The following is a 24923-nucleotide window of genomic DNA, read 5'->3' as shown; positions in this document are numbered from 1 at the left end:
GAACAGGGTTTAACCTTCGCCCACGCAAATTCGGCATTTACTCTGCAGGAGCCTCCGAATGCTGCGATCTTTTGATCTTGATCTATAAAAAAGCGTTAAATCGCAGGCTTACAACGTCTACCTATGCGGGTCACAGAGAACGTCCTTCATGCTCAAAACCCTCGCGGTGGCCAATTACCGCTCGATCAATAAACTGGTGATTCCACTGGGTCGGCTAAACCTGATCACAGGCCCCAACGGCAGTGGCAAATCCAATCTCTACCGCGCGCTGCGCCTGCTTGCGGAAACTGCTCAGGGCGGCGTGGTCAATGCATTGGCTCGCGAGGGTGGACTCCATTCGACCTTCTGGGCCGGCCCGGAAACCATCAGCCGACGCATGCGCAATGGCGAAGTACCGGTCGAGGCGACGGTGCGGCAGGGCGTGAAGCGTCTGCGACTGGGGTTTTCCGGGGAAGATTTCGGCTATTCGATCAGCCTGGGGCTACCCGATTCCAACGGTCATTTCATGCTCCCAGGGCACCCTTTACCCATTCCATCGCGTTTCAGCCTCGACCCGCAAATCAAGCGCGAGTGTCTGTGGGCCGGACCATTCTATCGTCCAGCGAGCCTGCTGGTGGATCGCGATGGCCCGTTGATCCGCGCCCGCGCCAACCGCAGCTGGGACGTGTTGGCGCAGCACACACCGAATTTCGACAGTCTGTTCGATCAGGTCGGCAGCCTGCGTACCTCGCCGGAGGTTTTGGAAACGCGGGAGTTCATCCGCCGCTGGCGCTTCTACGATCACTTTCGCAGCGACGCCGACGCACCGGTGCGTCAGCCACAACTGGGCACCCGCACCCCGGTGCTGCACCACGACGGGAGAGACTTGGCGGCGGCGTTGCAGACCATTATCGAAATCGGCGACCCCGAGGCATTGCGCAACGCGATCAGCGACGCATTTCCCGGTGCCCGATTGCATATCGAACCGCTGGCCGGCGGGCGCTTTGCTATCGAGTTCTATCAGGAAGGTTTGCTGCGGCCGTTGTCGGCGGCTGAGTTGTCGGATGGGACGTTGCGTTATTTGCTATTGGTGGCGGCATTGTTGACGCCTAGGCCGCCGACATTGATGGTGCTGAACGAACCGGAAACCAGTCTGCATCCGGATCTGTTGCCGGCGCTGGCGAGGCTGATTATCCGGGCGTCGGAGCAGTGTCAGGTGTGGGTGGTATCCCATGCGCGGCGGCTGATTTCGGCGTTGCAGGAAGACCCTGAATGCAACTGCATCGTGCTGGAGAAAAACCTGGGCCAGACCGGGATTGTCGGGCAGCGTATACTGGATGAGCCAGCGTGGTATTGGCCGAATTGAGGCTCTGAACCTCTCACGATTTTCGAATGTCGCCACTACGCCGGTCCACGTCAAATGAATCGGGGGGCCGTGAGATTGACGTTGGGGCTGACGGTTTTATAAACCTCGCCCTGGGAATTTTATAATTTCCTGGCTCCAACCCACGTTGGGCAACCTTAGCTGCTTCGGCCCTGTTCATCTTGTAAGCACGAAAGTTGAAAGACACTGAGGTAGCTGAAGCCGCAAAAGACAACACGCTAAAAGCGCCCATTGTGATGAGCAGAGGCCCCAGAGAGGAATTATCCGGATCCGTGGCCTCCACAACGGATCTTGTCACCCCCGCCACGCCACCGATAACTCCCGTCACAGCCCCCGCCATACCTGCATACCTGGCTTTTTTTGAGAGCGGTGTAGAGGCCGATGCACTCCTGATTTTTGAATGTACGATAGAGCGCCTTGCCGAGAAAAGCCCAACCCCGCCCGAAACAAGACTCAGGACAGACAATGCAACCTTCAGCCAGGGTTGCCAGTCTTGCTCGGCCGCTTGGCCCGTCGGATCCCTGAAGTTCACCGGATCCCCCTGACAGTAGGCATAGGTGTTCAATCCGCCTCGACCAAACGGACTAAAAGAATCCGGGCTGTTGAACCGCATCAGCACTGGACTGAACGCCCGATGGCCATTGCCCAACAAATAATGCCCGGTGACCGAATCGACCGCCTCGCCGTTGTAACCCAGCAAAATGCCAAGGCCAGTATCGGCATGTCGGTGACCGTAGGGAGCATAAACCTGATGCACCGCTCCACAGGAATCGACAAGCTGCAACACGGAACGCTGCTGATCAGTGGCCAGCAACTGGCGGATGAGCGCATCACCCTGGCGTGATTGCAGCGCCAACAATTGCTTGTCGTGCTGGAACACATTCAGGCTGGCCTGGCCCTGCAGCTCGGTCACCAGATGCTCATGGCGGTAAAATCGCTGCAGCTTTTCTTGCCCGACAGGCTCACGCCCGATCAGTTGGTCCAGAGCGTCATAGCGATAGCGACACAACTGTGTTGTCAGCATTATGAACACCTCCTATCGAGGCATTGAGCCTGCACGACCAGAAGGATCAAGGCACCTAGCAGAACTGCTAGTTTTGGATGAAAAACCATGCTGCAGTGGTATTGGCCGGATTAGGCGGAGCCTGAAGATCCAATCGCGAGCAAGCTCGCTCCCACAGTGATCTCCAGTGGACACAGAATTTGCGTCCACCCTTGTCCCCTGTGGGAGCGAGCTTGCTCGCGATGACGGCCGAAAGATCGCCGCAGAAGTCAGAGAATCACCCCTGCCACTTCCCGCCCTCGACAATCACGCTCTCAGGCTTGGTGTCATCGCTCAGTTCTTTACGCACATATTGGTCGTACAGCTTGAGCAAATATTTCTCTTCACCCAGCTTCGCCAACTCGGCATTCACCCAGTCGCGCAGTTCGATGTTGCCCTTCTTCACCGCCGGCGCAATCGGCGCTTCGGCGCCCAGAGTCTGGCTGAGCACTCGGTAGCCAGGGTTCTGCTTGGCCCAGCTGAACAGCACCAGATTGTCTTGTGCATAGGCATCACCACGACCGTTGGCCAGGGCTTGCAGGGACTCGGAGTTTTTCTCGAACTTCAGCAGTTTCCAGTCCGGATGGTTCTTGGTCAGCCAGATATCGGCGGTGGTACCGGTGGTGACGATGGTGGTGCGGGTCGCCAGGTCATCGAGGTTTTTCACGCCGCTGTCCTGCGGCACCAATGCCTGCACCGCCACCTTGAGATTGGGATTGGTGAATTCCACCGCTTCCTTGCGCTCCGGGGTGACGGTCATGTTGGCCAGAATCAGATCGACCTTGTCACTTTGCAGAAACGGAATGCGGCTCGCCGGTTCCACGGCAACGAACTCGACCTTGTTCTCGTCGCCCAGCAGATCCTTGGCGAATTGGCGGCCGATGTCGGTATCGAAACCGACGTAGCGCCCGGCTTCATTGACGAAACCGAACGGCGGCTTGTCGGTGAAGACACCCACGATCAGTTTGTCCCGCGCCTTGATCTTTTCCAGATAACTGGCCGGCGCCGTGCTTTCGCTGGCGACTTTGGGTTTCGGTGGCTCTTCGGTTTTGTTGCAGCCGGTCAGCAGCGCAAGGCCCAGCAATGGGAGCACCGGGCCGAGCAACAGGTTGTCGAGCACGCTCATGTGCGGGAACAGGTGATAACTCTGGAACACCATGCCGATCTGCTGCCGCACTTCGCGCCAGTCGGTGCCCTTTTCCAGCAACTCGCGACCAGCAAAACCCAGGCTGCCGCTGTGGGCAATTTCGAGCCCGTTGAGGCAGCGCAGCAAGGTGCTTTTACCGCAGCCGCTGGGGCCGAGGATGACGATCACCTCGCCCGACTTCACACGCAGGTCAATGCCATTGAGCACCTGCTGCTCGCCAAAGAACTTGTTGAAACCCTTGAACTCGATCAATGCGCTCATGCTTGCGTCCAGCGCCGTTCCAGCACGCGCGAGGCGGCCGAGAGCGGGTAGCAAATGAAAAAGAAAAACAGGAACAGCGCGCCGTAGATCAGCACCGATTCGTAGGTGCGTTCGATGATCTGCTGGCCGACCTTGATCACGTCCACCACACCGATGAGCACTGCCAGGGAGCTGGTCTTGATGATGCGCGTGTAGACGTTGATGGTCGGCGGCGTCATGCGCTTCAACGCTTGTGGCAACAGCACGTAGCCGTAGAGTTGCGGGCCGTCCAGGCCAATGGATAATCCGGCTTCACGCTGCCCGGGCGGCAACGAATGCAACGCACCGCGCACCACTTCGCCGACCTCACTGGCGCCCCACAACGACAACACCAGCACCGCGCACCAGAAGCTCGCAATGCTCAGGCCGAAAAAAATCGGCAGGCCGAAGAACAACAAGTAGAGCCAGACCAGCACCGGGATCGCCCGGAACAGCTCCAGATAGACCCGCAGGATCGCGTTCAGCCATGTCACATTCAACGAGCGCAGCACGCCATAAAGCACGCCGCCTACGGTGCTGATGGCGATGCTCAGGAAGGAAATCGACAGGGTTTGCACTGCGCCCTTGCCCAGTTGCGGCAACGACACCCACAACAACTCAAGACCCGAACTGGCCATGCTGGAGCCTCCTTTCCAGACGGCTGAGCAACAGCGACAGCGGCAAGAACAACAGCACGCAAATCAGCGTCAACACGGCGAGCATTTCGTAGGTTTTGTAATAGAGCGCGATGTAGCTCTTGGTGGTGTAGAGAATTTCCGGCACCGCCACCGCCGAGACCACCGTGGTTTCCTTGAGCAGGAAAATGAAGTTGGCGAACAGCGAAGGCAGGCTGAGGATGCCCGCTTGCGGCAGGATCACGTAGCGCAGAAGTTGCCCGTGGGACAGTCCGATGGAGCGGCCGGACTCGAGCTGCGCCTGGGGGCCGCATCCACTCCGGCACGCAGCACTTCGGTGAGGTAGGCACCGCCGAGGAAGGTCATGGTGATGATCGCCGCGGCGAAACCCGAAACCTTGATGCCCAAGGCCGGCAAGGCGAAATAGACGAAGAACAGTTGAATCAACAAGGGAGTGTTGCGCGCCAGTTCGACATACAGGCCAACCAGGCGCTGCAAGTAAGGCGTGCGAAACACCAGAATCGTCGCGTTGATCAGCGCTACCAGCAACGAGGTGCCGATGGCGATAAATCCGACCTGCAGCGTCACACCCACGGCCTTGATAAACGCCGGCAGGGTGCTGAGGATAAACGCGTAATCGAAGTTCATTGAACTTCCTGGACGCCGCTCGGTAAGCGACGGTGGTGCAGTCCACGGGCCATGAATAACGGCCCGGCAAGCACCAACTTTAAAGGTATAAAAATAAGAATTTAAATACCGTTAAAGCATATTGATATCACGCAAAAAACTATCCGTGGGTCTGAGATCGTTCCCACGCTCCGCGTGGGAATGCAGCCCGGGACGCTCCGCGTTCCAATCAAAAGCCGAACGCAGATCGTCCGTTGAGGCATTCCTTTGCTGCGCGTGGGAACGATCACGCAAAAAAACGCCGACGCTGTATCAGCCGTCGGCGTTGGTAACCTTGAAGGGTTTACCTCGCGAATCAGAACGCCGGCAGAACCGCGCCGCTGTACTTCTTCTCGATGAATGCTTTCACTTCCGGGCTGGTCAATGCCTTGGCCAGTTTCTGGATCGCAACGCTGTCCTTGTTATCAGGACGAGCCACCAGGAAGTTCACGTAAGGCGAATCGGCACCTTCGATCACCAGTGCGTCTTTAGCCGGGTTCAGACCCGCTTCCAGCGCGTAGTTGGTGTTGATCATGTCCAGGTCGACCTGATCCAGCACACGCGGCAACATGGCGGACTCAAGCTCCTTGAACTTGAAGTTGTGCGGATTCTTGGCGATGTCTTTCGGGGTGGCCAGGGCGTTTTTCGGGTCTTTCAACTCGATCAGGCCAGCCTTCTGCAGCAGGATCAGGGCCCGGCCGCTGTTGCTACCTTCGTTCGGGATGGCAATGGTCGCGCCGTCTTTCAGCTCGGCCAGGGTTTTGACTTTCTTCGAGTAGCCGCCAAACGGTTCAACGTGAACGCCGATCACGGTTTCCAGGTGAGTGCCTTTACCTTCGTTGAAGCTTTTCAGGTACGGCAGGGTCTGGAAGTAGTTGGCGTCCAGACGCTTCTGGTCAACCTGCACGTTCGGCTGAACGTAGTCGGTGAAGACTTTGATTTCCAGGTCCACGCCTTCTTTGGCGAGGGTTGGCTTGATCAGTTCAAGAATTTCGGCGTGTGGAATCGGGGTTGCCGCAACCACCAGTTTTTCGCCAGCCTGGGCCAGGCCCGTAGTCAGGGCAGCCGCCAGTGCGGTGAACAACAGAACCTTTTTCATGCAGTGTCCTTATCGAAAATCACGGTCGCTTGTGGCGACGGCTAGATATTTAAGTGCCAGCGAAGTGCTATCTCTGGCGTGACGCGGACAATACCGGGATTTTTTATTCCCGAACAATATCTTTTATTCACTTTCATATTCCATTTCGTTCATACAGCTCTAACCCGCATGTTCCCTGTAGGAGCGAGCATGCTCGCGATGGTCGTGAACGATAACGCGCAGAGCCAGATGCCCAGCGGCGCCTTCAAATTTTTCGCGAGCAGGCTCGCTCCTACAGGAGGCCAGTGTCCTTAAGTACCTGTTTCAAGATGTCTTTTTCGGTGTCGGAAGCATTGCCGAGAATCTGCTTGAGCTGCTGTTCGATCTGCTTCAGGCCGACTTCAGGCAAATTCAAATGCTCCGGCAAAATCTCCTCACCGGTACTCACCAACAGCGCAAAGTGAATGACGTTTTCCAGCTCCCGGGTATTGCCCGGCCAGCTGTGTCGCTCCAGCACCGCTTGCGCGGCCTCGCTGATCAGTGGCACTGGCAGGTCCAGGCGCTGGCTGTAGATGCCGAGGAAGTATTCGGCCAGCGACAGGATGTCGCCCACCCGCTCGCGCAATGCCGGCAGTTCGAGCTGGCCTTCACTGAGGTAGTGGTAGAGCCGCTCATGGAATTTACCGACGGCGACGGCCTGGGCCAGGTCGATGCTGGTGGCGGCCACCAGACGCACGTCCACCGGGCTCGGTTGATGCGCACCGACGCGGGTCACTTCGTGGTGTTCCAGGGCGGCTAGCAATTTGATCTGGATCAGCAGCGGCAGGTCGCCGATTTCATCCAGGTACAGCGTGCCGCCGTTGGCCGAACCGAACCAACCGGCGCGGCTGCTGGCCGAACCGCTGTAACTGCCGGCGGTATAACCGAACAATTCGGCGTCGGCGTAGGTTGGGCTGATCGCCCCGCAATTGACCGAGACGAACAATCCGCCGCGATCACTGGCGCGATGGATGTGCCGGGCCAGCAGCTCCTTGCCACTGCCGGTTTCGCCACGGATCAGCACCGAGATCGAGCGCGGCGCCAGCTGTTCCAGCTCCTGGCGCAATTGCCGCGAGCGCGGGTCGACGAATACCAGCGCCTTGGCGCGGATACTCAGGGGACTTTTTTCAGCGTCGGGAAAGGTCAGCAGCGGCTGACCGAAGGTTTCAAAGCTCATGGCAGACTCCTGCCCCAAACCGCCAAAGGACGGGGGCGTTGAAAAAAACAAAAGGTTCAGGCGCGACGCAGGGCGTGGTGTTCCATGCGGTTTTGCAGACGATAGAGATAGGCAAAACCCTGCTCCCAACGCTGATGACCCGACTTCACATTGATGTGCCCGGCACCCGCCAGGATCCCCGCTTCCGCGCCCCAGTTACGCGACAGCTCCATTGCCCGCGGCGCGCTGACGGCGCTGTCGTTGTCGGAGCTGACGACTTGGCTGGGAAACGGCAACAGATCGGTTGGAATCGGTGCGAAATTGCGCAGGGCCGGCGCGCAGGCCGGGCGCTCGACGTCCGCCGGCGCGACCAGCAAGGCGCCGCGTACCTGACGCAGAAACTGCACAGGCGCGGTAGCTGCCCAATGCGCGACGGTGATGCAGCCAAGGCTATGGGCGATCAGGATGACGGGGGTGCTGTCGGCGGCAATGGCCTCGGCCAGTGCCGCCACCCAGTCTTCACGACGCGGCGTCAGCCAGTCGGCCTGCTCAACCCGTGCGCTGTTCGGCAGGCTGTTCTGCCAGTGGCTTTGCCAATGATCGTCTGGCGATCCTTGCCAGCCCGGCACAATCAGGTAGCGAATTGATTCGTTGCGCATGGGGGAGCTCTCCGGCTGCGTGTCTGTTCCTGATCGAGTATAGGGAGGGGTTTTATATTCGTTAAGGAATAAGAAGCTATTTATTAAGACCTATATCGAATATACAACACAGATATGCTTGATCGTTCCCACGCTCTGCGTGGGAATGCAGCCCGGGACGCTCCGCGTCCCTGCCGAAGCGGACGCGGAGCGTCCATAGAGGCATTCCTTTGCTGCGCGTGGGAACGATCTTGGTGTGAAGACGCGAAATAAAAAAAGGGCCGCACCCTGCCAAGGAGACGGCCCCGGAAAATCGAAAATCTGTCAGCGCGCGGTGATCACCGATAATTTGGTAATCCCTGCCCGCTCGATCGACGCCATTGCCCGTGCCACTTCGCCGTAATTCACCCCGTCGTCGGCCTGCAATTGCACCCGCACTTCGGGGTCTTTGGCCTTGGCCGCCTGGAGCTTGAACTCCAGCAAATCTGGCTGGATTTCATCCTTGTTGATAAACAGCTTGCCGGCCCCGTCGATACTCACCACCAGCGGGTCCTTCTGCTCCACCGGCGCCACGGCTTCGGTCTTGGGCAGGTTGATCGGGATCGCATTGGTCAGCAGCGGCGCGGTGACGATGAACACCACCAGTAGCACCAGCATCACGTCCACCAGCGGTGTCACGTTGATCTCGCTCAGTACCTCATCGCTGTCTTGCGTGGAGAAGGCCATATCAGGATGCCTCCTTCACTTTTTGCGCGTTACCCGATACCGCAACCTTGTGCGCCGTCGGATGGATCAACACGCGGAACGAACTCTTCTGCGCCAGGCTGTAGAAGTCGTGGGCGAAGTCGTCCAGGTCCGCCGCCGTCAGCTTCAAGCGACGCAAAAAGTAGTTGTAGACCAGCACAGCCGGCACCGCGACAGCGATCCCCACACCGGTGGCAACCAACGCTGCACCGATGGGTCCGGCAACTGTTTCCAGGCTCGCCGAGCCCGCTGCGCTGATGCCCTTCAACGCTTCCATGATTCCCCACACCGTGCCGAACAAACCAATGAACGGCGAGGTGCTACCAATACTCGCAACCACCGCCAGCCCGCTTTCCAGCGAACGGCGTTCGCGCACGATCTGCTGACGCAAGGCCCGTTCAAGACGATCCTGATGATTGATCGCCTGGCTCAAATCCGCCGCCTGTGGCGCCTCGCCCACCTGGATTGCCGCGTAACCGGCCTGTGCCACCCGCGCCGCAGCGCCGGGTTGGGTTTCGGCTAATTCTGCTGCCGAATCCAGGCTCGAAGCTGCCCAAAACTGCTTATGAAATTTCCGGTCCTGGGCTTTCAGGCGACCGAACTGCACGCCCTTGAGTAACGCCAGGCCCCAAGTGGCGACGGAAAAGACCACCAGCAGCCAGATCACCGCGCTTTCGATGGATTCGAGTGGAGATGCCAATAACGTCATGGTGAATTCCTCGTGTAAACGTTTCGCGCTAAATAGGTGTCGGTTTAATGAATCTTGAAATCGATGGGTACGCTGACCCAGCCATCCTGGGCCACATCACCCTGCTTGGCCGGCACGAAACTCCAGCGTTTCACGGCGCTTAATGCCGCCTCGTCCAGGGCCTCGCGGCCGCTACTTTTCTGAATCTGGATCTCGCCGGGTTTGCCATTGGCCAGCACATGTACGCGCAACAACACCGAGCCTTCCCAACCGCGACGCTGGGCCAGCGACGGGTATTCCGGCGCCGGATTTTTCAGGTATGCGGCATTGGCCGAGGCGGGTGTCAACGGTGCAGGCGCGGGCGGCGCAGGTGGCGCCGCAGCCGCGACCGGAGCAGCCGGTTGTGGCGGCGCGGGCGGTTGCTCGACTGCTTTGGGCGCTGGTTTTGGTACCGGTTTAACGATCGGCTTTGGCTTGGGAATCGGTTTTGGCGGCGCCGGTTTGGCTGCCAATTCATCCACCACGGGTGGCGGAGGCTCGACGACCGGTGGCGGTGGCGGTACTGGTGGCGGTGGAGGTGGCGGCGGTTCGACTACTGGCGGCGCCGGACGCGAAAACTCGATGGTCATTGGCGGAATTTCCGGCGGCACGATTGGCAATTCTTTGGTCGGCTGCTGATTGACCCAGTAGATCACCGCACCGTGCACCAGCAACGCCAGCACACCGAGTAGTATCGCTTCGCGTTGGCTCAGGATGCCCTTGGGCGCACGCTGCAAACGCAGCTGGCCCAAGGGCACGCGGTGCACCCGCCCGAGGTCGACCAACTCGCCACCTGGCGCCTGGCGCCAAAGCACCTCGTGTGCGCCGGCGGCGGTCTGGACATTGCCCATTGATTTACTCCCTGCGGTCTCTTTGCGAATTACCCGATACGCCGAACCCGACATCCCCCGAACGACGTATCGATGGGTTAATCATTGAGTTAGACGCTTATCTCTTAAAGTAATATTTAACGTTAAACCTAGATCTAAAATGAATATGAAAAACGCTCGATCCGCTGCAGGCCTTGTCCCATAAGGGCTCAAGCCAGGCGGCCGAAAACACATGCTTTTGAGGCATCGAAAATATTCCCCCAGGGCATGGTTTTCGGCGCAGTCGCGTTGATCAGAAGTCGTATCGACCGGTCACACCCAAGGTCCGTGGTGTCCCGAGCAAGCCTTCGTAACCGCCGTTGGCGCCGGTCCAGAGGGTGGTGTAATAGGTTTTGTCGAAAGCGTTTTTCAGCCACAGCGAGACGTCCCACTGACCCTGATTGAAGTCACCACGCAGGCCGGTGGACAGGTTGACCACGGCGTAGCTCGGGATCTGGCCGAAGTCGGAATCCTCCACCGTGCCCACCGCCTTGGAGCGGAACGCGTAGCTGGCGGTGACGTACTCTTCGAAGCCGTTACTCAGGTTCCATTTGTATTCGCCGTTGGCGTTGCCGATCCATTTCGAAGCGCCGACCACCTGGTGGCCGCTGAGATCGCAAGAGGCCGGAGCGCCCGGCGCCAGGCTGACTTCCGGTGGGCACGGCGCATCTTTGTAGGAGAGGTAGCTGACGTCGTTGTAGGAGCCGTTGATATTCAGCGTCAGGCCGCGCAACGGGATCAGCGTGCTGTCGAATTCCACGCCACGGGAGCGCACGGAACCGGCGTTGGTCAGGTATTGCACGCGGTTGACGTCGTCGTAGGCGTTGGTTTGATAGCCGTTGACCTGGGTCCAGAACACGTTGGCGTTGAGCTGCAGACGACGGTCCCAGAGTGTGCTTTTGAAACCGAGTTCGGCGTTGTTGGCGCGCTCGGTGCCGATCAGCAGCGAGTCGGCGCCGGCAACCGGGGCTGTGCCGACGGCCAGGTTGACCCCACCGGACTTCTCGCCGTGGGAGAGCGTGGCGTAGCCGAGCAGGTTATCGCTGAAGTGGTAGCTGAGGTTCAGCAGACCCGAAGGGCTGGAGCTGTACTGATTCAAATCACCGGAGTCGTAAGCCCCGGCACGACCTTGTCTTACCGCCGCTGCCACCCCGGCCACCGCCGCACCACCTACTGGCGCATTGCGGTTGACCCAGGCGCTTTTCTCTTCATAAGTGCCACGCACACCGGCGGTGAAGTCCAGTCGATCGGTGAGGTGCCAGGTGCCTTGGGCAAACAGGGCGAAGCTGTCGGTTTCGATGTGGCCTTTGCCGATGCTGGTGACGTTGGCCAGTGCGCCGGCGGGCGTACCGTTCCAGATGTCCGCTTGCGGGCCGTAAAAGGAGAACGATTTGTTGTCCAGGTCTGAACCGAAGTAATAGGCGCCGAGCACGTAATCGAAGCATCCGCCGGTGGGCGACGCCAGGCGAAACTCCTGGGAATACTGCTTATCCTCCACCGAAACGCCAGCGTTGTAGAAGGCGGATACGTTCAGGCCGTCATCATTGCGTGGGGTGAAATTCCACCAGCGGTAGGCGCTGATGGAGGTCAGGGTGAAGTCGCTCGGCAGCGTCCAGTTCGCCTCGACCGACGTGCCGCCCTGGTGCACGGTGACGTGTTGTTCGTTGTTCAGGTTGACCTTGCGATGCGTGCCATCGACCAGCGTAGCGCCCGCCGCATTGGCCCGGGCCTGGTAGAGATTGACGCCATTAATGGTCGGCCCGGTGTTGTACAACACACGGGTGCCGGCACTGGAATCCTCTTCGTTGTAGTCGCCGATCCAGCGCAGATTGAACGCCTCATTCGGCTTGAACAGCAACTGGCCACGGAAGCCCTCGCGTGAGCCGCCGTTCAAGTCGTGACCGTCGTACTCGTTTTTGATGTCGCCATCGCTGCGGGTGCGGTAAGCGGAAAATCGTCCCGCGAGTTCGTCATTCAACGGGCCGGAAATGGTGCCCTTGGTCTGGAAGTAACCGTCCTCGCCCACCGAGGTTTCGATGCTGCGTTCCGGGGTAAATGACGGTGCCCGCGTGCTGATGTTGATCACACCAGCCGTAGTGTTCTTGCCGAACAACGTGCCTTGCGGACCGCGCAGCACTTCGAGTTGCTCGATGTCCATCAAGTCGAACACCGCCATGCCCGGCCGGCCGAGGTAAACGTTGTCGATGTACAGCCCGACGCTGCCTTCCAGGCCATCGCTGGCCGGGTTGTTGCCCAGGCCACGGATCGACACGCTGGACTGGCGCGCATGCATGTAGGCGACGTTGACGCTAGGCACCAGTTGCTGCAGATCCTGGATGCGATAGACCCGCTGGGTTTCCAGTACCTGGCCGCTGACCACGCTCATGGGGGTCGGTACATCCTGCGAACTTTCCTCGCGACGGCGGGTGGTGACGGTCACGGTTTCCAGCTGAGAGCCATCGGCTTTGGCCTGGCCCGACGCGGTTTTTACCGGGGCCTCTTGTGGGGTTGATGTCTCGGCCGCGTAGCCTTGGGTCCAACTGGCGCTCCCCGCCAGAAGCAGGGCCAGGGGCAGGCGTTTGAGCCGTCGGGGTGTGATGGGTGACGCAAGGTTCAACGGGCTCATTAAGCGGCTCCTGGTCAAAAAACACACAGCAACTTTTCAGCAGTGCATATTCTTTAAAGTTATTTATTTATGTTTTTACAAAGATTTACTGCATAAGAGATTGCCTTTATAAGGAGTCGACCTAATGCATATCCAATGCATTTCCCCGATATTTTTAATGTGAAAAATGCATATCGACTTGCGCCAGCTTCGTCACTTCATAGCCCTCGCCGATCAGCGCAGCTTCGTCGCGGGCGCCATGGCCGTGAACCTGTCGCAGTCGGCGTTCAGCCGCAGCATCCAGGCGCTGGAACACAGTGTCGGCTGTCAGTTGGTGGATCGCGGGCGCAAGGACCTGGCGCCGACCAAACAAGGCCAGGTGTTACTCGAACACGCGCGGCGGCTGGTCAGCGGCGCGCAGCAGATGGCCAACGAGATCAGCCAGTTCAATGGCCTGGAGGCCGGCGAGTTGCGCTTCGGTTGCGGCACGGCGCCAGCGGCGGGTTTGATCCCTCGGGCGATCGGCAGCTTCATTGGTCGCTACCCCAAGGCGCGGGTGCAATTTCAAGTGGATGACTGGCAAAGCCTGAGCAAGCGCCTACTGAGCGAAGAATTCGAATTTTTCGTCGCCGACACCCGGCAGTTCGAGGCCGACCCGGACTACCTGACTCAGCGTCTGCGTCCGCGCAAATGGCATTTCTGCTGCCGCGCCGGGCATCCACTGGCCGCTCGCGAAAGCGTCGGCGCCGCCGAGTTGATGAGCTATCCGATGGCCATCACCATCCGCCCGCCGAACCTGCGCAAAGTTATCGTCGACTTGAGCGGCCGGCCGGATTTCACGCCCAATGTGGAATGCGAAAACAGCTACAGCCTGCTCGGTGTGGTGCTGCGGTCGGATGCGATTGGCATCATCGGCGACTATTCGGATGCGCTGCATAACGCCAAGGGTGAGCTGGTGCGTTTGAAGATCGATGGCCTGGCCGATGACCTGGAGGAGTTGTACACCCGCTACGGGATTGTCAGTCGCGCGGGGTATCGGTTGTCGCCGTTGGCCGAGGCGATGATTGCGCAGATCAAGGAGGTTGATGCGCAGGATGAGGAGGTGTGTTCGCTGGAGAATCTCGCCGTCTGATCAACCGCTTTCGCGAGCAGGCTCGCTCCCACAATGGTTCGGCATACACCAGCTCCCTGTGGGAGCGAGCCTGCTCGCGAAGGCGTCGGCCCAGCCAATGATGCACCCATTGCATAAAAACCATTCCCCAAACGCACTTGCCTCAACCCCGCCCCAACAGCGAAAAACCTCGCCTGTCATATTGATCGGTGAACACCATGCCCAACACTCCAAACCCCGTGCGCAACGTGCTGTACATCATGTGCGATCAACTGCGCCGCGATTACCTGTCGTGCTACGGCCATCCGCACTTGCACACCCCCAACATCGATCGCCTGGCCGCCGCCGGCGTGCGTTTCAGCCGTGCCTACACCCAGGGCACGATCTGCGGCCCGTCGCGGATGTCGGCCTACACCGGGCGCTATGTCAGCAGTCATCAAGTCGCCTGGAACGCCGTGCCCTTGCCGCTGGAAGAACTGACTATCGGTGACTACCTGCGACCCCACGGTATTCGCACCGCACTGGTGGGCAAGACCCACGCCACACCCAATCTCGACGCTTTGCAGCGGCTGGCCATCGACCCTGGCAGCGAGCAGGCCGAGAGCCTGAACGAAGTCGGATTCGAGTCGTACTTTCGCCATGACGGGATCTTCCCCGACGACCCGTTGTTCGATGACAAACGCGAATCCGCGCCCTACACCCACTACCTGCGCGACCTCGGTTATGCCGGACGCAACCCGTGGCACGACTGGGCCAACGCTGCCGAAGGCGAACAGGGTGAAATCCTCAGCGGCTGGAAAATGCGCAACGCCCATCTGCCGGCGCGCGTTCCCGAGCAGCATTCGGAAACCGTTTACACCACCGACCGCGCCCTCGACTTCATTACCGAGCAGGGCGAGCAGCCGTGGTGCCTGCACCTGTCGTACATCAAACCCCACTGGCCCTACATCGCCCCGGCTCCGTATCACGCGCTGTATGGCGCAGAACAGGTGATCGAGCCGGTGCGTGCAGCCGAGGGCGAGGCCAGTGATCACCCGGTGTACAACGCGTTTCGCCAGCACGAGGAGAGCCTGAATTTTTCCCGGGATGAAGTGCGCCTGAACGTTATCCCGACGTACATGGGCCTGATCAAACAGGTCGATGACCAGCTCGGGCGGTTGTTCGATTTTCTGCAGAGCAGCGGTCGTTGGGATGACACCCTGATTGTGTTCACCAGCGATCATGGCGACTTCCTTGGCGACCACTTCCTGGGGGAAAAAGAGTTCCTGCTGGAGCCGGCGGTAGGGGTGCCGCTGATCGTTCGCGACCCGCGCCCCGCGGCAGATGCAACGCGCGGTTCGGTGGATGAGCGACTGGTGGAAACCATCGACGCGCTGCCGACGTTCCTTGAGGCGCTGGGGTTGCCAGGTGCCGAGCATCGACTTGAAGGACGCTCGCTGATTCCCCTGCTGCACGGCGTGGATACCGACTGGCGCCGCTTCGCGATCAGCGAATACGACTATGCCTTTCAGGCGCCGGCGCGGGAGCGGTTGCATCAGCCGATTGACCGCTGCCGCATGACGATGGTGCGCAGCGAGCGCTGGAAATACCTGGCGTACGACGGCTTTCGGCCTCAGCTGTTCGATCTGCTGAATGATCCGCAGGAGTTAAGGGACCTGGGTGCGGACCCGGCGTATGCCTCGGTTCGCGAGGAGCATGCGGGGTATCTGTTCGAATGGGTCAGGGGATTGAAGCGCAGGACGACGATCAGTCATCAGGAGATCGATCTGCGCGGGCAGCGGTTTCGCTATGGCGAGCCCGAGACCGAGAAGATGGTGCAAATCGGCGTGTGGTAACAAAGCATCGCGAGCAGGCTCGCTCCCACAGGGTTTGTGTCGGGTCACAGAAATTGTGATCGATGCAAAATCCAATGTGGGAGCGAGCTTGCTCGCGATAGCGTCAGATCAAACGCCGCTGATATCCGGCCCCTTCACCGTCTGACTGCGCTGCCCAGAAACCCCGATCGCCACTTCACCCTTGAGCGTCACACGCCGCACCACACGATCCTGGGTGCCATAGTCATCCACCGCGTAATGCTGGGTGGAGCGGTTGTCCCAAATCGCCACATCACCGGCCTGCCAGCGCCAGCGCACGGTGTTTTCCTGGCGGATGACGTGGCTTTGCAACAGGCCGAACAGGTGCGCCGAATCACTCTGGGAGTACCCCTTGATGCGCTTGACGAAATGCCCCAGCAGCAAGCTTTTCTCGCCGCTGATCGGGTGCACGCGCACCACCGGATGCTCGGTCTCGTAAACGGTCGAGGTGAAGATTTTGCGGTAGCGCTCCAGCTTCTCCTCCGACACGTCAGGCTTGGCGCCTGCGTAGTCGTATTCGTTGCTGTGCACCGCCACCAGTTTGTCCGCCAGTTCGCGCAGCTCCGGTGCCAGTTCGTTGTAGGCCGTGGCGGTGTTGGCCCATAGGGTGTCGCCGCCGAAGGCCGGCGCAACCACCGAGCGCAGGATCGAGGCTTTCGGGTAGGCATCGACGAAGGTCACGTCGGTGTGCCAAGAGTTGGCGCGCTGGCCTTGGGCACCGTCCAGTTCGAGCAGAAAACGCGTGCCGTCACGTACCGGCACGGTCGGGTGCGCCACGGGTTCACCGAGGAGATGGGCGAAGGCTTCCTGGCTCTGATCGTCGAGGTGGGCCTGCTCGCGGAAGAAGATCACTTTGTACTGCACCAGCGCCTGCTGGATCGCTTCGACGGTATTGGCGTCCAGCTCACCAGAGAGCTTTACGCCACGGATCTCGGCACCGATCCGACCGGCCACCGGATGGATTTCAAGCGCGTGAACAGCGGGTTTTACAGCTAAAGCGGCATTGCTCATGGGTAGACCCTCGATCGGACTGCTGACGGTTGAACGGCAGCGAAACAACGCTCTATCTATATTCAATTTAGATCTAATAGATATTAACATGCTTCGTTGACGGAATAAGAGCTTGCATTTAAAACCTCAACCAATCCTCGTCGCAAATGCCTTCGAGCTATTTTTAGGATGCCGGGAAAGCATATGGATCTTCGCCAGTTGCGTTACTTCATCGCCCTCAACGAACACCGCAGTTTCGTCCGTGCGGCGGACGCCATGGGCATCACTCAACCGGCGTTCAGCCGCAGTATCCAAGGGCTTGAGCAAGAGTTCGGCTGCGTACTGGTGGACCGTGGCAACAAGGATTTGCGCCCTACGCCCGAAGGCCTGGTGGTGTTGCAACATGCGCGCAGCCTGGTGCAAGGCGCGGCCCTGCTCAACGCCGAAGTGACGCAGATGACCAAACTCGACGCCGGTGAGCTGCGCTTCGGTTGCGGACCCGCCCCGGCGGTGAAACTGGTGCCAGATGCGGTAGCGCAATTCATCAATGCGCACCCTAAAGTGCGCACCTGTTTCGAAGTGGATAACTGGGAAAAGCTCAGCCGTGCCCTGAGCCGTGAAGAGATCGAATTCTTCATCGCCGACATCCGCCACTTCGAAGCCGACCCGAACTTCCAGACCCAGGCCCTGACGCCCAAGCGCGGCGTGTTTTTCTGCCGTCCCGGGCATCCGCTGCTGGCCAAGGAAAGCCTGTCGACCAATGACATGTTCGACTACCCGCTGGCCACCACGCTTATTCCACCGGGCATCCGCAAACTGTTGGCGAACCTCAGTGGGCGCATGGACTTTTCCCCGACCATCGAGACCGAGCATTTCCCGGCGCTGGTGAAAATCGTGCTGCAATCAAATGCTATTGGCGTGGGCACAGAGGAAGCGTTCGTCGAGGACATTGCCCAGGGTTCGCTGGTGCTGCTGCACTGGCGCAACCTGCCGCAGAACATCGAAAGCATGAATGCCCGCTGCGGGATTGTCAGTCGAACAGGGTTCAGGTTGTCGCCGGCGGCGCGAGCGATGATTGAGATGTTGGTGGCGGTGGACAAGCAGGAGATCGCTGTTGCGGTTTAGGGCCCCATCGCGAGCAAGCTCGCTCCCACAGTGACCGAGTACAAATCACAGATTTGTGGTCAGACATCGAATCCTGTGGGAGCGAGCTTGCTCGCGATGAGGCCAGCAAGGCCGCTTAAAACTTTAGAGCTTCGCCGCCGCCAACTCAGGCGCCACCCAATCGCTCACCTTGAACGACTTGCGAATCAGCTTCTGCTGCGAAGCCAGGTCCACCGCATCCTGCAATTTACCCAGGAACACCGGGTCCAGGGTCGACGGGAATACCTCGCTCAATTTCTGATCCTTCAGATCCTGGGTCAGAATCACCGGCGGATAACTCGCCAGCCCCGACACCAGCTGAATGTAGGCTTCCTTGTTGCTGTCCTGGGTCAGCCATTGCACCGCTTGCTGCTGGGCCTTGAGCAGTTTCGCCACCACCTCCGGGTGCTCGTCGACGAACTTTCCATTACCCACCAAAACGGCCTGGATACTGCCTGCGCCCCCCAGGTCCTTGGTGGTCAACGGCAACTCGGCCAGGCCTTTGGCTTGCAACGCCGTCAAATTGGAACCGCCCCACGACGCATCGATCTGCTTGGCGGCGAGCGCCGCCACTGCACCGTTGAAATCCAGGTTGATGACCTTCAGGTCCTTCTCGCTCAAACCCTGGCTGGCCAGCGCTGCATCGAACGACAACTGGCTGGCGGTGCCGCGAAAGATCGCCACGCGTTTGCCCTTGAGGTCTTGCAGGATCTTGATCCCCGAGCCCGGCACTACGCCGAGATAATGCTTCACCCCGCGCGCCGAGGCACTCAGCACCCGCGTATCCAGGCCATTGGACTTGCCGATGATCGCCGCCAGGTCGCCGAGGTACGCCAGATCGACCTGATCGTTGGCAAAGGCTTCGTTGATCACCGGGCCTGCGCCTTTGAAGAAATTCCACTGAATCTTGATGCCCTCATCGGCAAAGGCCTTTTCGTAGATCTGTTGATCGCGCAACACGTCCACCACGCCGCCTGCGCTGTGTTGAGTGCCGGCGCTGAGGTCGGGTACGGCGATGCGGATTTCATTGAGTTCGGCGGCCTGGGCGGTGAACGCCAGCAAGCCCGCCAGAGCCGGTACGGCGAACAGGCTGATGACACGTTTGAAGGGAATGTTCATGGGTGCGGCTCCTGGCGGCAACGGCGTTGAGGAGCAGAAAGTAGGCTGAATCTTGACCAGCACTTAAATACTATAAATTCACATTTTTATATCTTTTAGAACTAAGCGAGCAAGTACGAGGCCCGTGGAGCGATATGCATAACCAGCATCGAAAATATTCTTCGAATGCATTGGATGCGTATTGGCTGGAGGCCTTAAATGGTCTCGCTTATCTCTTAATAGAATCGATATTAATTTTTATATAACCATTTTGGTGTTCTGGAAATCGCCAAGATCGCAGCCTTCGGCAGCTCCTACATGGAACCACGTACATCTGTAGGAGCTGCCGAAGGCTGCGATCTTTTGATCTTGATTCCCGAATCGCGAAAAACTCGACAACGGAGGTCGCCATGGCCCATGTTTCCCTGCTCAGCCTGCCGCTGGCCGCGCCAATGCTCAACGCTCGGCGGCTTTGGCCAACACTGAGCCAACGGCTTTTGCCGTGGCTGCTGCCACTCAGCCTGTTTGCGCTGTGGTGGCTGGCCAGCCGCAATCACTGGATGAGTGAACAAATCCTGCCGGCACCATCTCTGGTCTGGAATAGTGCGGTGGAGCTGGCACACGGCGAGTTGTGGAGCCATTTGTGGATCAGCCTGCAACGCCTGTTCTGGGGGCTGCTTGCCGGGATCACTGCGGGTGCGATATTGGGCGCGGCGCTGGGTTTCAGCCGCACGCTCGAACGCCTGGTGTTCCCGACATTCGCCGGTTTGGCGCAAGTCCCGACGCTGGCGTGGATTCCACTGTTCATGGTGTTTTTCGGCATCGGCGAAGTGTTGAAACTGGTGGTGCTGGTCAAGGCCATCGTGGTGCCGGTGACCCTGCACACGTTGGTGGGCGTACGTGATGCACAACCCAAGCTGCGTGAAGCCGCTGCGGTGCTGCGTCTGCCGCCACGATTGCTGATACGTCGACTGGTGCTGCCCGCCGCATTGCCAGCCTTCATGGCCGGTGTACGCCTGGCGCTGGCCGCAGGTTGGACGTCGCTGCTCGCCGTCGAACTGCTCGCCTCCAGCGAAGGCATCGGTTTCTTGATGGTCTGGGCGCGACAGCTGTTTATGCTCGACATCGTGTTCGTCTGCATCGTCGTGATTGGCTTGATCGGTGTGGTCATGGATCGCAGCATCGGCCTGCTGGACAAAAAACTGGTGCACTGGCCGCATCCGGCCACGGCCGAAATCCGCCGTGGCCCGAAATATCAGGGCTGGCAGCGCCTGCAACCCTGGTTGCTGCCATTGGCGTTGCTGTTGTTGTGGCAACTGGCGACGAATCAGCAATGGGTCGACGCCAACATTCTGGTCAGCCCGCTGGCGGTGCTGGAAACCACCTGGAGCGGTTTGCTCGACGGCACGCTGATCAGCGGCATGACCCTGAGTCTGGGCCGCACCCTTGGCGGTCTGCTGCTCGGCGGCGGCCTCGGCTTTGCCCTGGGCTTGTTGCTGGGACTGTCGCGCACTGGCGAACGAGTTCTCGGCCCGACCCTCGCCGCACTGCGTCAGATCGCGATTTTCGCCTGGGTGCCGCTGCTCACCGCATGGTTCGGCCTGGGGGAACTGGCCAAATGGGTATTCGTCGCCCTTGCCGCGTTTTTCCCATTGTTCATCGCCACCCAGCGCAGCGTCGCCAACCTCTCGCCGCAACTGAACGAGGCCGCCCGAGTACTGCGCCTGAATCTGCGGCAACGCCTCGGCCGACTGGTGCTGCCGGGGGCCGCACCAGGGATTTTCGCCGGGCTCAGGTTGAGCCTGATCTACGCCTGGTTGGGCACCATCGGCGCCGAATATTTCATGCCGTCCAACGGCGGCATCGGCAGCCAGATGATCGGCGCCCAACAACTGCTGCGCATGGACCTGATCATGGCCGGCATGTTGCTGGTCGGCCTGACCGGCGCCCTGCTCAACCTCATTGGCCAACGCCTCGAAACTCGCGCCACCCGCTGGAGACACGCATGAACGCACCCATAGTCAGCTTCAACCACGTGGGCAAAACCTTCGACGTCAACGGTTTTGAACTGGAGGCCATTCGCGAATTCAACCTGGACATTGCCGAGGGTGAATTCGTCGCGATTGTCGGCTCCAGCGGCTGTGGAAAATCCACTTTGCTGCGGCTGCTGGTGGGCCTGGATACGCAGTTTCGCGGGCAGATCAGCGTCGATGGCCAAGCCGTCACCGGCATCGGCGGCGAGCGCGGCATCGTCTTTCAGGAACACCGTTTGTTTCCCTGGCTGACGGTGGCCGACAACATCGGCCTGGGTCTGGTCAACGAGCCATTGAGCGCTGATGAAAAGCAAAAACGCATCAGTGATTTCATTGATCTGGTGGGCCTGCGCGACTTCAGCCGCGCCTATCCACATCAGCTCTCCGGTGGCATGGCGCAACGGGTGGCGATCGCTCGCGGCCTGGTGGCCAGCCCACGGATTTTGCTGCTGGACGAACCCTTCGGCGCCCTCGATGCCCTGACCCGTCAACAGATGCAGGACGAACTGCTGGCAATCCGCGCGCGGGCAAAAATCACCACGATCCTGGTCACCCACGATGTCGAGGAAGCGATCTTCCTCGCCGACCGCGTGGTGGTGATGGAGCCGCGTCCCGGACGCATCAAGCAAGTGGTCGACATTGCCCTGCCCCATCCGCGTCTGCGCAGCAGTTTCGACTTCCACCAGCTGCGCGAAGAACTGCTGCACGAACTCACCAGCGACGACCACTACCAACCACCGGTACCGGTGCAGGTGCGCGATCTGCCGCTGTCCTTCATTGCCTGCTGAACAGGAGATTCTTGATGCCGCAACGTCCCAACTTTCTGGTGATCCTGGCCGATGACCTGGGCTTTTCCGATATCGGCGCATTCGGCGGCGAGATCGCCACGCCGAACCTCGATGCCCTGGCTAACAACGGCCTGCGCCTGACCGATTTTCACACCGCGCCCACCTGCTCGCCGACCCGTTCGATGCTGTTGACCGGCACCGACCATCACATCGCCGGCATCGGCACCATGGCCGAAGCGCTGACGCCGGACCTGATCGGCAAACCCGGTTACGAGGGGTATCTGAACGACCGCGTCGTCGCCTTGCCCGAGCTGCTGCGCGAGGCAGGTTACCAGACGTTGATGAGCGGCAAATGGCATCTGGGCCTGACCGCTGAACTGGCGCCCCATGCCCGGGGTTTCGAGCGTTCGTTCTCGCTACTGCCGGGCGCCGCCAACCATTACGGGTTCGAGCCGACCTACGACGAACAAACACCGGGCCTGCTGAAATCCACCCCGGCGTTGTACATCGAAGACGATACTTTCGTTGATCAGTTGCCGAAGGATTTCTATTCCTCCGATGCCTTTGGCGACAAGCTGCTGCAATACCTCAAGGAGCGCGATCAGACCCGGCCGTTCTTCGCTTATCTGCCGTTTTCCGCGCCGCACTGGCCGTTGCAAGCGCCTGGCGATGTGGTCGAGAAATATCGCGGCCGGTATGACGCAGGTCCAGAAGTGCTGCGCCTGGAACGCCTGGAAAAACTCAAGGCCCTGGGGCTGATCGACGCCGATGTAGAACCGCATCCGCTGATCCAGCTCAGCGCCCAATGGGACGCCTTGAGCGACCAACAAAGGCAGATTTCCGCACGGGCCATGGAGGTGTATGCGGCGATGGTCGAGCGCATGGACTGGAACATCGGTCGCGTTGTCGACTACCTGCGCAACCAGGGGCAACGGGACAACACGTTCATCCTGTTCATGTCCGATAACGGTGCCGAAGGTGCGCTGCTAGAGGCGTTCCCGAAGTTCGGCCCGGAGCTGCTGACCTACCTCAACCAGCATTACGACAACAGCCTGGACAACATCGGCCGCGCCAACTCGTACGTCTGGTACGGGCCGAACTGGGCGCAAGTGGCGACCGCGCCTTCGCGGCTGTTCAAGGCGTTCACTACCGAAGGCGGGATTCGGGTGCCAGCGCTGCTGCATTACCCGCAACTGCCGCTCAAGGGGCAAATCAGTCATGGGTTTGGCACGGTGATGGACGTCACACCGACCATTCTCGACCTCGCTGGGGTGCGTCATCCGGGCAAGCAGTGGCGCGGTAAGCCAGTGGCGCAGTTGCGTGGCAAGTCGTGGCTGGGGTTTCTATCGGGCGAAACGGCGCAGGTGCATGACGAGCACACCGTGACGGGTTGGGAATTGTTTGGACGGCGGGCGATTCGCCAGGGGCAGTGGAAAGCGGTTTACATCCCAGGGCCGGTGGGGCCGGCGACCTGGCAGCTTTATGATTTGGGCAGCGATCCGGGGGAGATTCATGATCTGGCGCTGAGCCAGCCCGAGAAGCTGAACCTACTGATTGAGCATTGGCAGAAATATGTGGATGAGACAGGGGTGATTTTGAGTGAATCGCCATTTCAGCCGGATTGATGTTGCCTGATCCACCGCCATCGCGAGCAAGCTCGCTCCCACAGGTTTTTGGGGTAGTCACACAATTTGTGTTCAACACCAATCCACTGTGGGAGCGAGCTTGCTCGCGATGAGGCCATCAGATTCGCCGATCAAGCCTGAGCTGTACGCACCTCTTCTCGCGCTGCAACATCTTCGCGCACAAACCGGTTCGCCCGCGCAAACGTCCCGAAATCATTGAACCGCACCCCCATCTCACGCATCACCTTATGCGCCACCGGCACGGTCATCTGGCGGATGTAGAACGGTTCCTTCACCACAAAGTGATGAATCCCGTGGCTGCTGCCGAAGTTGAAGCAGAACGCCTGCAACGGCCACAGCCACCAGGCGTTCAACACCTGACACTGCTGCATCACGTTGCCCGGTTCGATATCACCGTAGTAGTGCATGTTCGAGCTGATGAAGTGCAGGCAAAAGGTGCGCAGCACGTTCGGGCCGATGATCACCACCGCGGCGATATCGATCACGCTCATCACCGACAACGTGGTCGCCGACCACTCAATCGGCGCACCCAGCAAATGAGCGATGCCGTTGGCGGCATGAAATCCGAGAAACACATACCACGCCCCCCAATGCACCAGCGCCAGCGGCGCATAGACCTTCAGCGTGCGCTGGACGATGCTGAACTTGTGCGCCCAGGTCTTGGCCCGCAGCATGCGGATGAACGCCGACATGATGTTGTCGCCAATCATCAACAACCGCGCGAAACCCCAAGGCTCGCCGTTGGTGATGGCACGTTCCTCCATGTCGGTCTCGGAGCCTGAAACCTTGTGGTGATTGAGGTGCAGATGCCGACGAATCCACGGATTGATCGTGCTCGGACGCGCCAGCCAGACCAGGCCCATCATCAGATTGTGCGGCAACCGCTGCTTGCGGAAATACATGCTGTGAATCAGGTCGTGCTCAAGTTCGTGGGTCAAGGAAGCGAAAAAAGCATTGAGCAGCAAGCACACCCACCAGGTCGTGTATCCCTCGATATAGAGCGCCGCCGAACCGATCATCCCGATCAGCGCGAAGGCCAGGATGCCCGCGCCCAGGGCGTCCTGGTGCTTTAGAATCGGGTAACGCTGGCGCAGTTCGACGCCCCTGGCCAGCACCACTTCGCGAATATGCGCTGATCGCGCAGCTGCATTCAGTCGCTGGGGACTTGCAGAAGTACCTTGCATGCTTCCATCCTCTGGTTATTGATGTTCGCATCCTGCCCGCTTCACTCGCCTGGAGCGGTAGCCGAGAACGCCAACCTGTTGACCGGAAG

The 24923-nt window shown here is 59.7% G+C and carries 20 protein-coding genes and 1 pseudogene; 7 read left to right on the top strand and 14 right to left on the bottom strand.

From position 1 onward, the window contains the following. Positions 1-148: 148 nt before the first annotated feature. Positions 149-1345: an AAA family ATPase gene (locus ACA054_RS01005; RefSeq protein ID WP_497687809.1), complete on the top strand. Its 1197-nt coding sequence runs from the start codon at positions 149-151 to the stop codon at positions 1343-1345. Between the two features lie 13 nt (positions 1346-1358). Here the strand turns inward: ACA054_RS01005 and ACA054_RS01000 are convergent, their stop codons facing one another. The 11 genes and pseudogenes from ACA054_RS01000 to ACA054_RS00950 form a co-directional block, all read right to left on the bottom strand. After that, a complete protein-coding gene (locus ACA054_RS01000; RefSeq protein WP_497687808.1) occupies positions 1359-2387 on the bottom strand; it encodes an RHS repeat-associated core domain-containing protein in 1029 nt (342 codons plus the stop codon). Between the two features lie 256 nt (positions 2388-2643). Then, positions 2644-3813, bottom strand: coding sequence for a transporter substrate-binding domain-containing protein (locus ACA054_RS00995; RefSeq protein WP_497687807.1), 1170 nt, complete (start codon positions 3811-3813; stop codon positions 2644-2646). Continuing rightward, a complete protein-coding gene (locus ACA054_RS00990) occupies positions 3810-4469 on the bottom strand; it encodes an amino acid ABC transporter permease (protein ID WP_497687806.1) in 660 nt (219 codons plus the stop codon). The genes ACA054_RS00995 and ACA054_RS00990 overlap by 4 nt, the downstream gene beginning before the upstream one ends. Continuing rightward, positions 4450-5114, bottom strand: a pseudogene (locus ACA054_RS00985) (amino acid ABC transporter permease). The gene ACA054_RS00990 and the pseudogene ACA054_RS00985 overlap by 20 nt, the downstream one beginning before the upstream one ends. A 334-nt stretch (positions 5115-5448) precedes the next feature. Further along, entirely contained in the window at positions 5449-6231 is a 783-nt protein-coding gene (locus ACA054_RS00980) for a MetQ/NlpA family ABC transporter substrate-binding protein (protein ID WP_095192416.1), read from the bottom strand. Positions 6232-6502: 271 nt separating this feature from the next. Beyond that, positions 6503-7426 carry a sigma 54-interacting transcriptional regulator gene (locus ACA054_RS00975; RefSeq protein ID WP_497687805.1) on the bottom strand — a complete coding sequence of 308 codons (924 nt, stop codon included), beginning with the start codon at positions 7424-7426 and terminating at the stop codon, positions 6503-6505. Between the two features lie 56 nt (positions 7427-7482). Next, positions 7483-8064 carry an alpha/beta hydrolase gene (locus ACA054_RS00970; protein WP_497687804.1) on the bottom strand — a complete coding sequence of 194 codons (582 nt, stop codon included), beginning with the start codon at positions 8062-8064 and terminating at the stop codon, positions 7483-7485. A gap of 303 nt (positions 8065-8367) precedes the next feature. Beyond that, a complete protein-coding gene (locus ACA054_RS00965) occupies positions 8368-8769 on the bottom strand; it encodes an ExbD/TolR family protein (protein ID WP_008055381.1) in 402 nt (133 codons plus the stop codon). 1 nt (position 8770) lies between these two features. After that, positions 8771-9496, bottom strand: a complete 726-nt coding sequence (locus ACA054_RS00960; protein ID WP_497687803.1) for a MotA/TolQ/ExbB proton channel family protein — start codon at positions 9494-9496, stop codon at positions 8771-8773. Positions 9497-9540: 44 nt separating this feature from the next. Next, the gene (locus ACA054_RS00955) at positions 9541-10365 is read right to left on the bottom strand and encodes an energy transducer TonB (protein ID WP_497687802.1); all 825 of its coding nucleotides are present in this window, start codon (positions 10363-10365) and stop codon (positions 9541-9543) included. A gap of 271 nt (positions 10366-10636) precedes the next feature. Continuing rightward, positions 10637-13009: a TonB-dependent receptor gene (locus tag ACA054_RS00950; protein WP_497687801.1), complete on the bottom strand. Its 2373-nt coding sequence runs from the start codon at positions 13007-13009 to the stop codon at positions 10637-10639. Between the two features lie 166 nt (positions 13010-13175). Here ACA054_RS00950 and ACA054_RS00945 point away from each other — a divergent pair, with 166 nt between their 5' ends. Together ACA054_RS00945 and ACA054_RS00940 are read left to right on the top strand one after the other, a co-directional pair. Next, positions 13176-14120, top strand: a complete 945-nt coding sequence (locus ACA054_RS00945; RefSeq protein WP_497687800.1) for a LysR family transcriptional regulator — start codon at positions 13176-13178, stop codon at positions 14118-14120. 197 nt (positions 14121-14317) lie between these two features. After that, positions 14318-15934, top strand: coding sequence for an alkaline phosphatase family protein (locus tag ACA054_RS00940; RefSeq protein WP_497687799.1), 1617 nt, complete (start codon positions 14318-14320; stop codon positions 15932-15934). A gap of 108 nt (positions 15935-16042) precedes the next feature. Here the strand turns inward: ACA054_RS00940 and ACA054_RS00935 are convergent, their stop codons facing one another. Continuing rightward, positions 16043-16963 carry a TauD/TfdA dioxygenase family protein gene (locus ACA054_RS00935; RefSeq protein ID WP_497687798.1) on the bottom strand — a complete coding sequence of 307 codons (921 nt, stop codon included), beginning with the start codon at positions 16961-16963 and terminating at the stop codon, positions 16043-16045. 183 nt (positions 16964-17146) lie between these two features. Between ACA054_RS00935 and ACA054_RS00930 the strand changes: the two genes are divergently transcribed. Beyond that, complete coding sequence (locus tag ACA054_RS00930) at positions 17147-18067, top strand: LysR family transcriptional regulator (protein ID WP_497687797.1); 921 nt, start codon at positions 17147-17149, stop codon at positions 18065-18067. Between the two features lie 123 nt (positions 18068-18190). On the opposite strand, the gene ACA054_RS00925 is transcribed toward ACA054_RS00930, so the two are convergent. Further along, positions 18191-19204 (bottom strand): ABC transporter substrate-binding protein, encoded by a 1014-nt coding sequence (locus tag ACA054_RS00925; RefSeq protein WP_497687796.1) that lies wholly within the window; start codon positions 19202-19204, stop codon positions 18191-18193. Positions 19205-19635: 431 nt separating this feature from the next. On the opposite strand from ACA054_RS00925, the gene ACA054_RS00920 reads away from it, so the two are divergent. The 3 genes from ACA054_RS00920 to ACA054_RS00910 are packed head-to-tail and all read left to right on the top strand — an operon-like array spanning position 19636 to position 23629. Beyond that, a complete protein-coding gene (locus ACA054_RS00920; protein WP_497690222.1) occupies positions 19636-21192 on the top strand; it encodes an ABC transporter permease in 1557 nt (518 codons plus the stop codon). Then, positions 21189-22004: an ABC transporter ATP-binding protein gene (locus ACA054_RS00915; protein WP_497687795.1), complete on the top strand. Its 816-nt coding sequence runs from the start codon at positions 21189-21191 to the stop codon at positions 22002-22004. The genes ACA054_RS00920 and ACA054_RS00915 overlap by 4 nt, the downstream gene beginning before the upstream one ends. Before the next feature lie 14 nt (positions 22005-22018). Further along, positions 22019-23629: an arylsulfatase gene (locus tag ACA054_RS00910; RefSeq protein ID WP_497687794.1), complete on the top strand. Its 1611-nt coding sequence runs from the start codon at positions 22019-22021 to the stop codon at positions 23627-23629. 131 nt (positions 23630-23760) lie between these two features. Here ACA054_RS00910 and ACA054_RS00905 read toward each other — a convergent pair whose 3' ends face one another. Next, positions 23761-24834 (bottom strand): fatty acid desaturase, encoded by a 1074-nt coding sequence (locus ACA054_RS00905; protein WP_497687793.1) that lies wholly within the window; start codon positions 24832-24834, stop codon positions 23761-23763. Between the last annotated feature and the right edge of the window lie 89 nt (positions 24835-24923).

It is taken from the genome of Pseudomonas sp. LBUM1653 (assembly GCF_059716115.1).
Note: the sequence above shows the minus strand (reverse complement) of the source record. Positions and strands in the feature narration are given on the sequence as shown.

Bases quoted from the DNA above. Each gene is read 5' to 3' on its own strand.
- ACA054_RS00940 (WP_497687799.1), top strand. From the start codon at position 14,318: ATGCCCAACACTCCAAACCCCGTGCGCAACGTGCTGTACATCATGTGC.
- ACA054_RS00930 (WP_497687797.1), top strand. From the start codon at position 17,147: ATGGATCTTCGCCAGTTGCGTTACTTCATCGCCCTCAACGAACACCGC.
- ACA054_RS00955 (WP_497687802.1), bottom strand. From the start codon at position 10,365: ATGGGCAATGTCCAGACCGCCGCCGGCGCACACGAGGTGCTTTGGCGC.
- ACA054_RS00960 (WP_497687803.1), bottom strand. From the start codon at position 9,496: ATGACGTTATTGGCATCTCCACTCGAATCCATCGAAAGCGCGGTGATC.
- ACA054_RS00920 (WP_497690222.1), top strand. From the start codon at position 19,636: ATGCTCAACGCTCGGCGGCTTTGGCCAACACTGAGCCAACGGCTTTTG.
- ACA054_RS00905 (WP_497687793.1), bottom strand. From the start codon at position 24,834: ATGCAAGGTACTTCTGCAAGTCCCCAGCGACTGAATGCAGCTGCGCGA.
- ACA054_RS00945 (WP_497687800.1), top strand. From the start codon at position 13,176: ATGCATATCGACTTGCGCCAGCTTCGTCACTTCATAGCCCTCGCCGAT.
- ACA054_RS00950 (WP_497687801.1), bottom strand. From the start codon at position 13,009: ATGAGCCCGTTGAACCTTGCGTCACCCATCACACCCCGACGGCTCAAA.
- ACA054_RS00970 (WP_497687804.1), bottom strand. From the start codon at position 8,064: ATGCGCAACGAATCAATTCGCTACCTGATTGTGCCGGGCTGGCAAGGA.
- ACA054_RS00925 (WP_497687796.1), bottom strand. From the start codon at position 19,204: ATGAACATTCCCTTCAAACGTGTCATCAGCCTGTTCGCCGTACCGGCT.
- ACA054_RS00915 (WP_497687795.1), top strand. From the start codon at position 21,189: ATGAACGCACCCATAGTCAGCTTCAACCACGTGGGCAAAACCTTCGAC.
- ACA054_RS00965 (WP_008055381.1), bottom strand. From the start codon at position 8,769: ATGGCCTTCTCCACGCAAGACAGCGATGAGGTACTGAGCGAGATCAAC.
- ACA054_RS01000 (WP_497687808.1), bottom strand. From the start codon at position 2,387: ATGCTGACAACACAGTTGTGTCGCTATCGCTATGACGCTCTGGACCAA.
- ACA054_RS00935 (WP_497687798.1), bottom strand. From the start codon at position 16,963: ATGAGCAATGCCGCTTTAGCTGTAAAACCCGCTGTTCACGCGCTTGAA.
- ACA054_RS00910 (WP_497687794.1), top strand. From the start codon at position 22,019: ATGCCGCAACGTCCCAACTTTCTGGTGATCCTGGCCGATGACCTGGGC.
- ACA054_RS00980 (WP_095192416.1), bottom strand. From the start codon at position 6,231: ATGAAAAAGGTTCTGTTGTTCACCGCACTGGCGGCTGCCCTGACTACG.
- ACA054_RS00990 (WP_497687806.1), bottom strand. From the start codon at position 4,469: ATGGCCAGTTCGGGTCTTGAGTTGTTGTGGGTGTCGTTGCCGCAACTG.
- ACA054_RS01005 (WP_497687809.1), top strand. From the start codon at position 149: ATGCTCAAAACCCTCGCGGTGGCCAATTACCGCTCGATCAATAAACTG.
- ACA054_RS00995 (WP_497687807.1), bottom strand. From the start codon at position 3,813: ATGAGCGCATTGATCGAGTTCAAGGGTTTCAACAAGTTCTTTGGCGAG.
- ACA054_RS00975 (WP_497687805.1), bottom strand. From the start codon at position 7,426: ATGAGCTTTGAAACCTTCGGTCAGCCGCTGCTGACCTTTCCCGACGCT.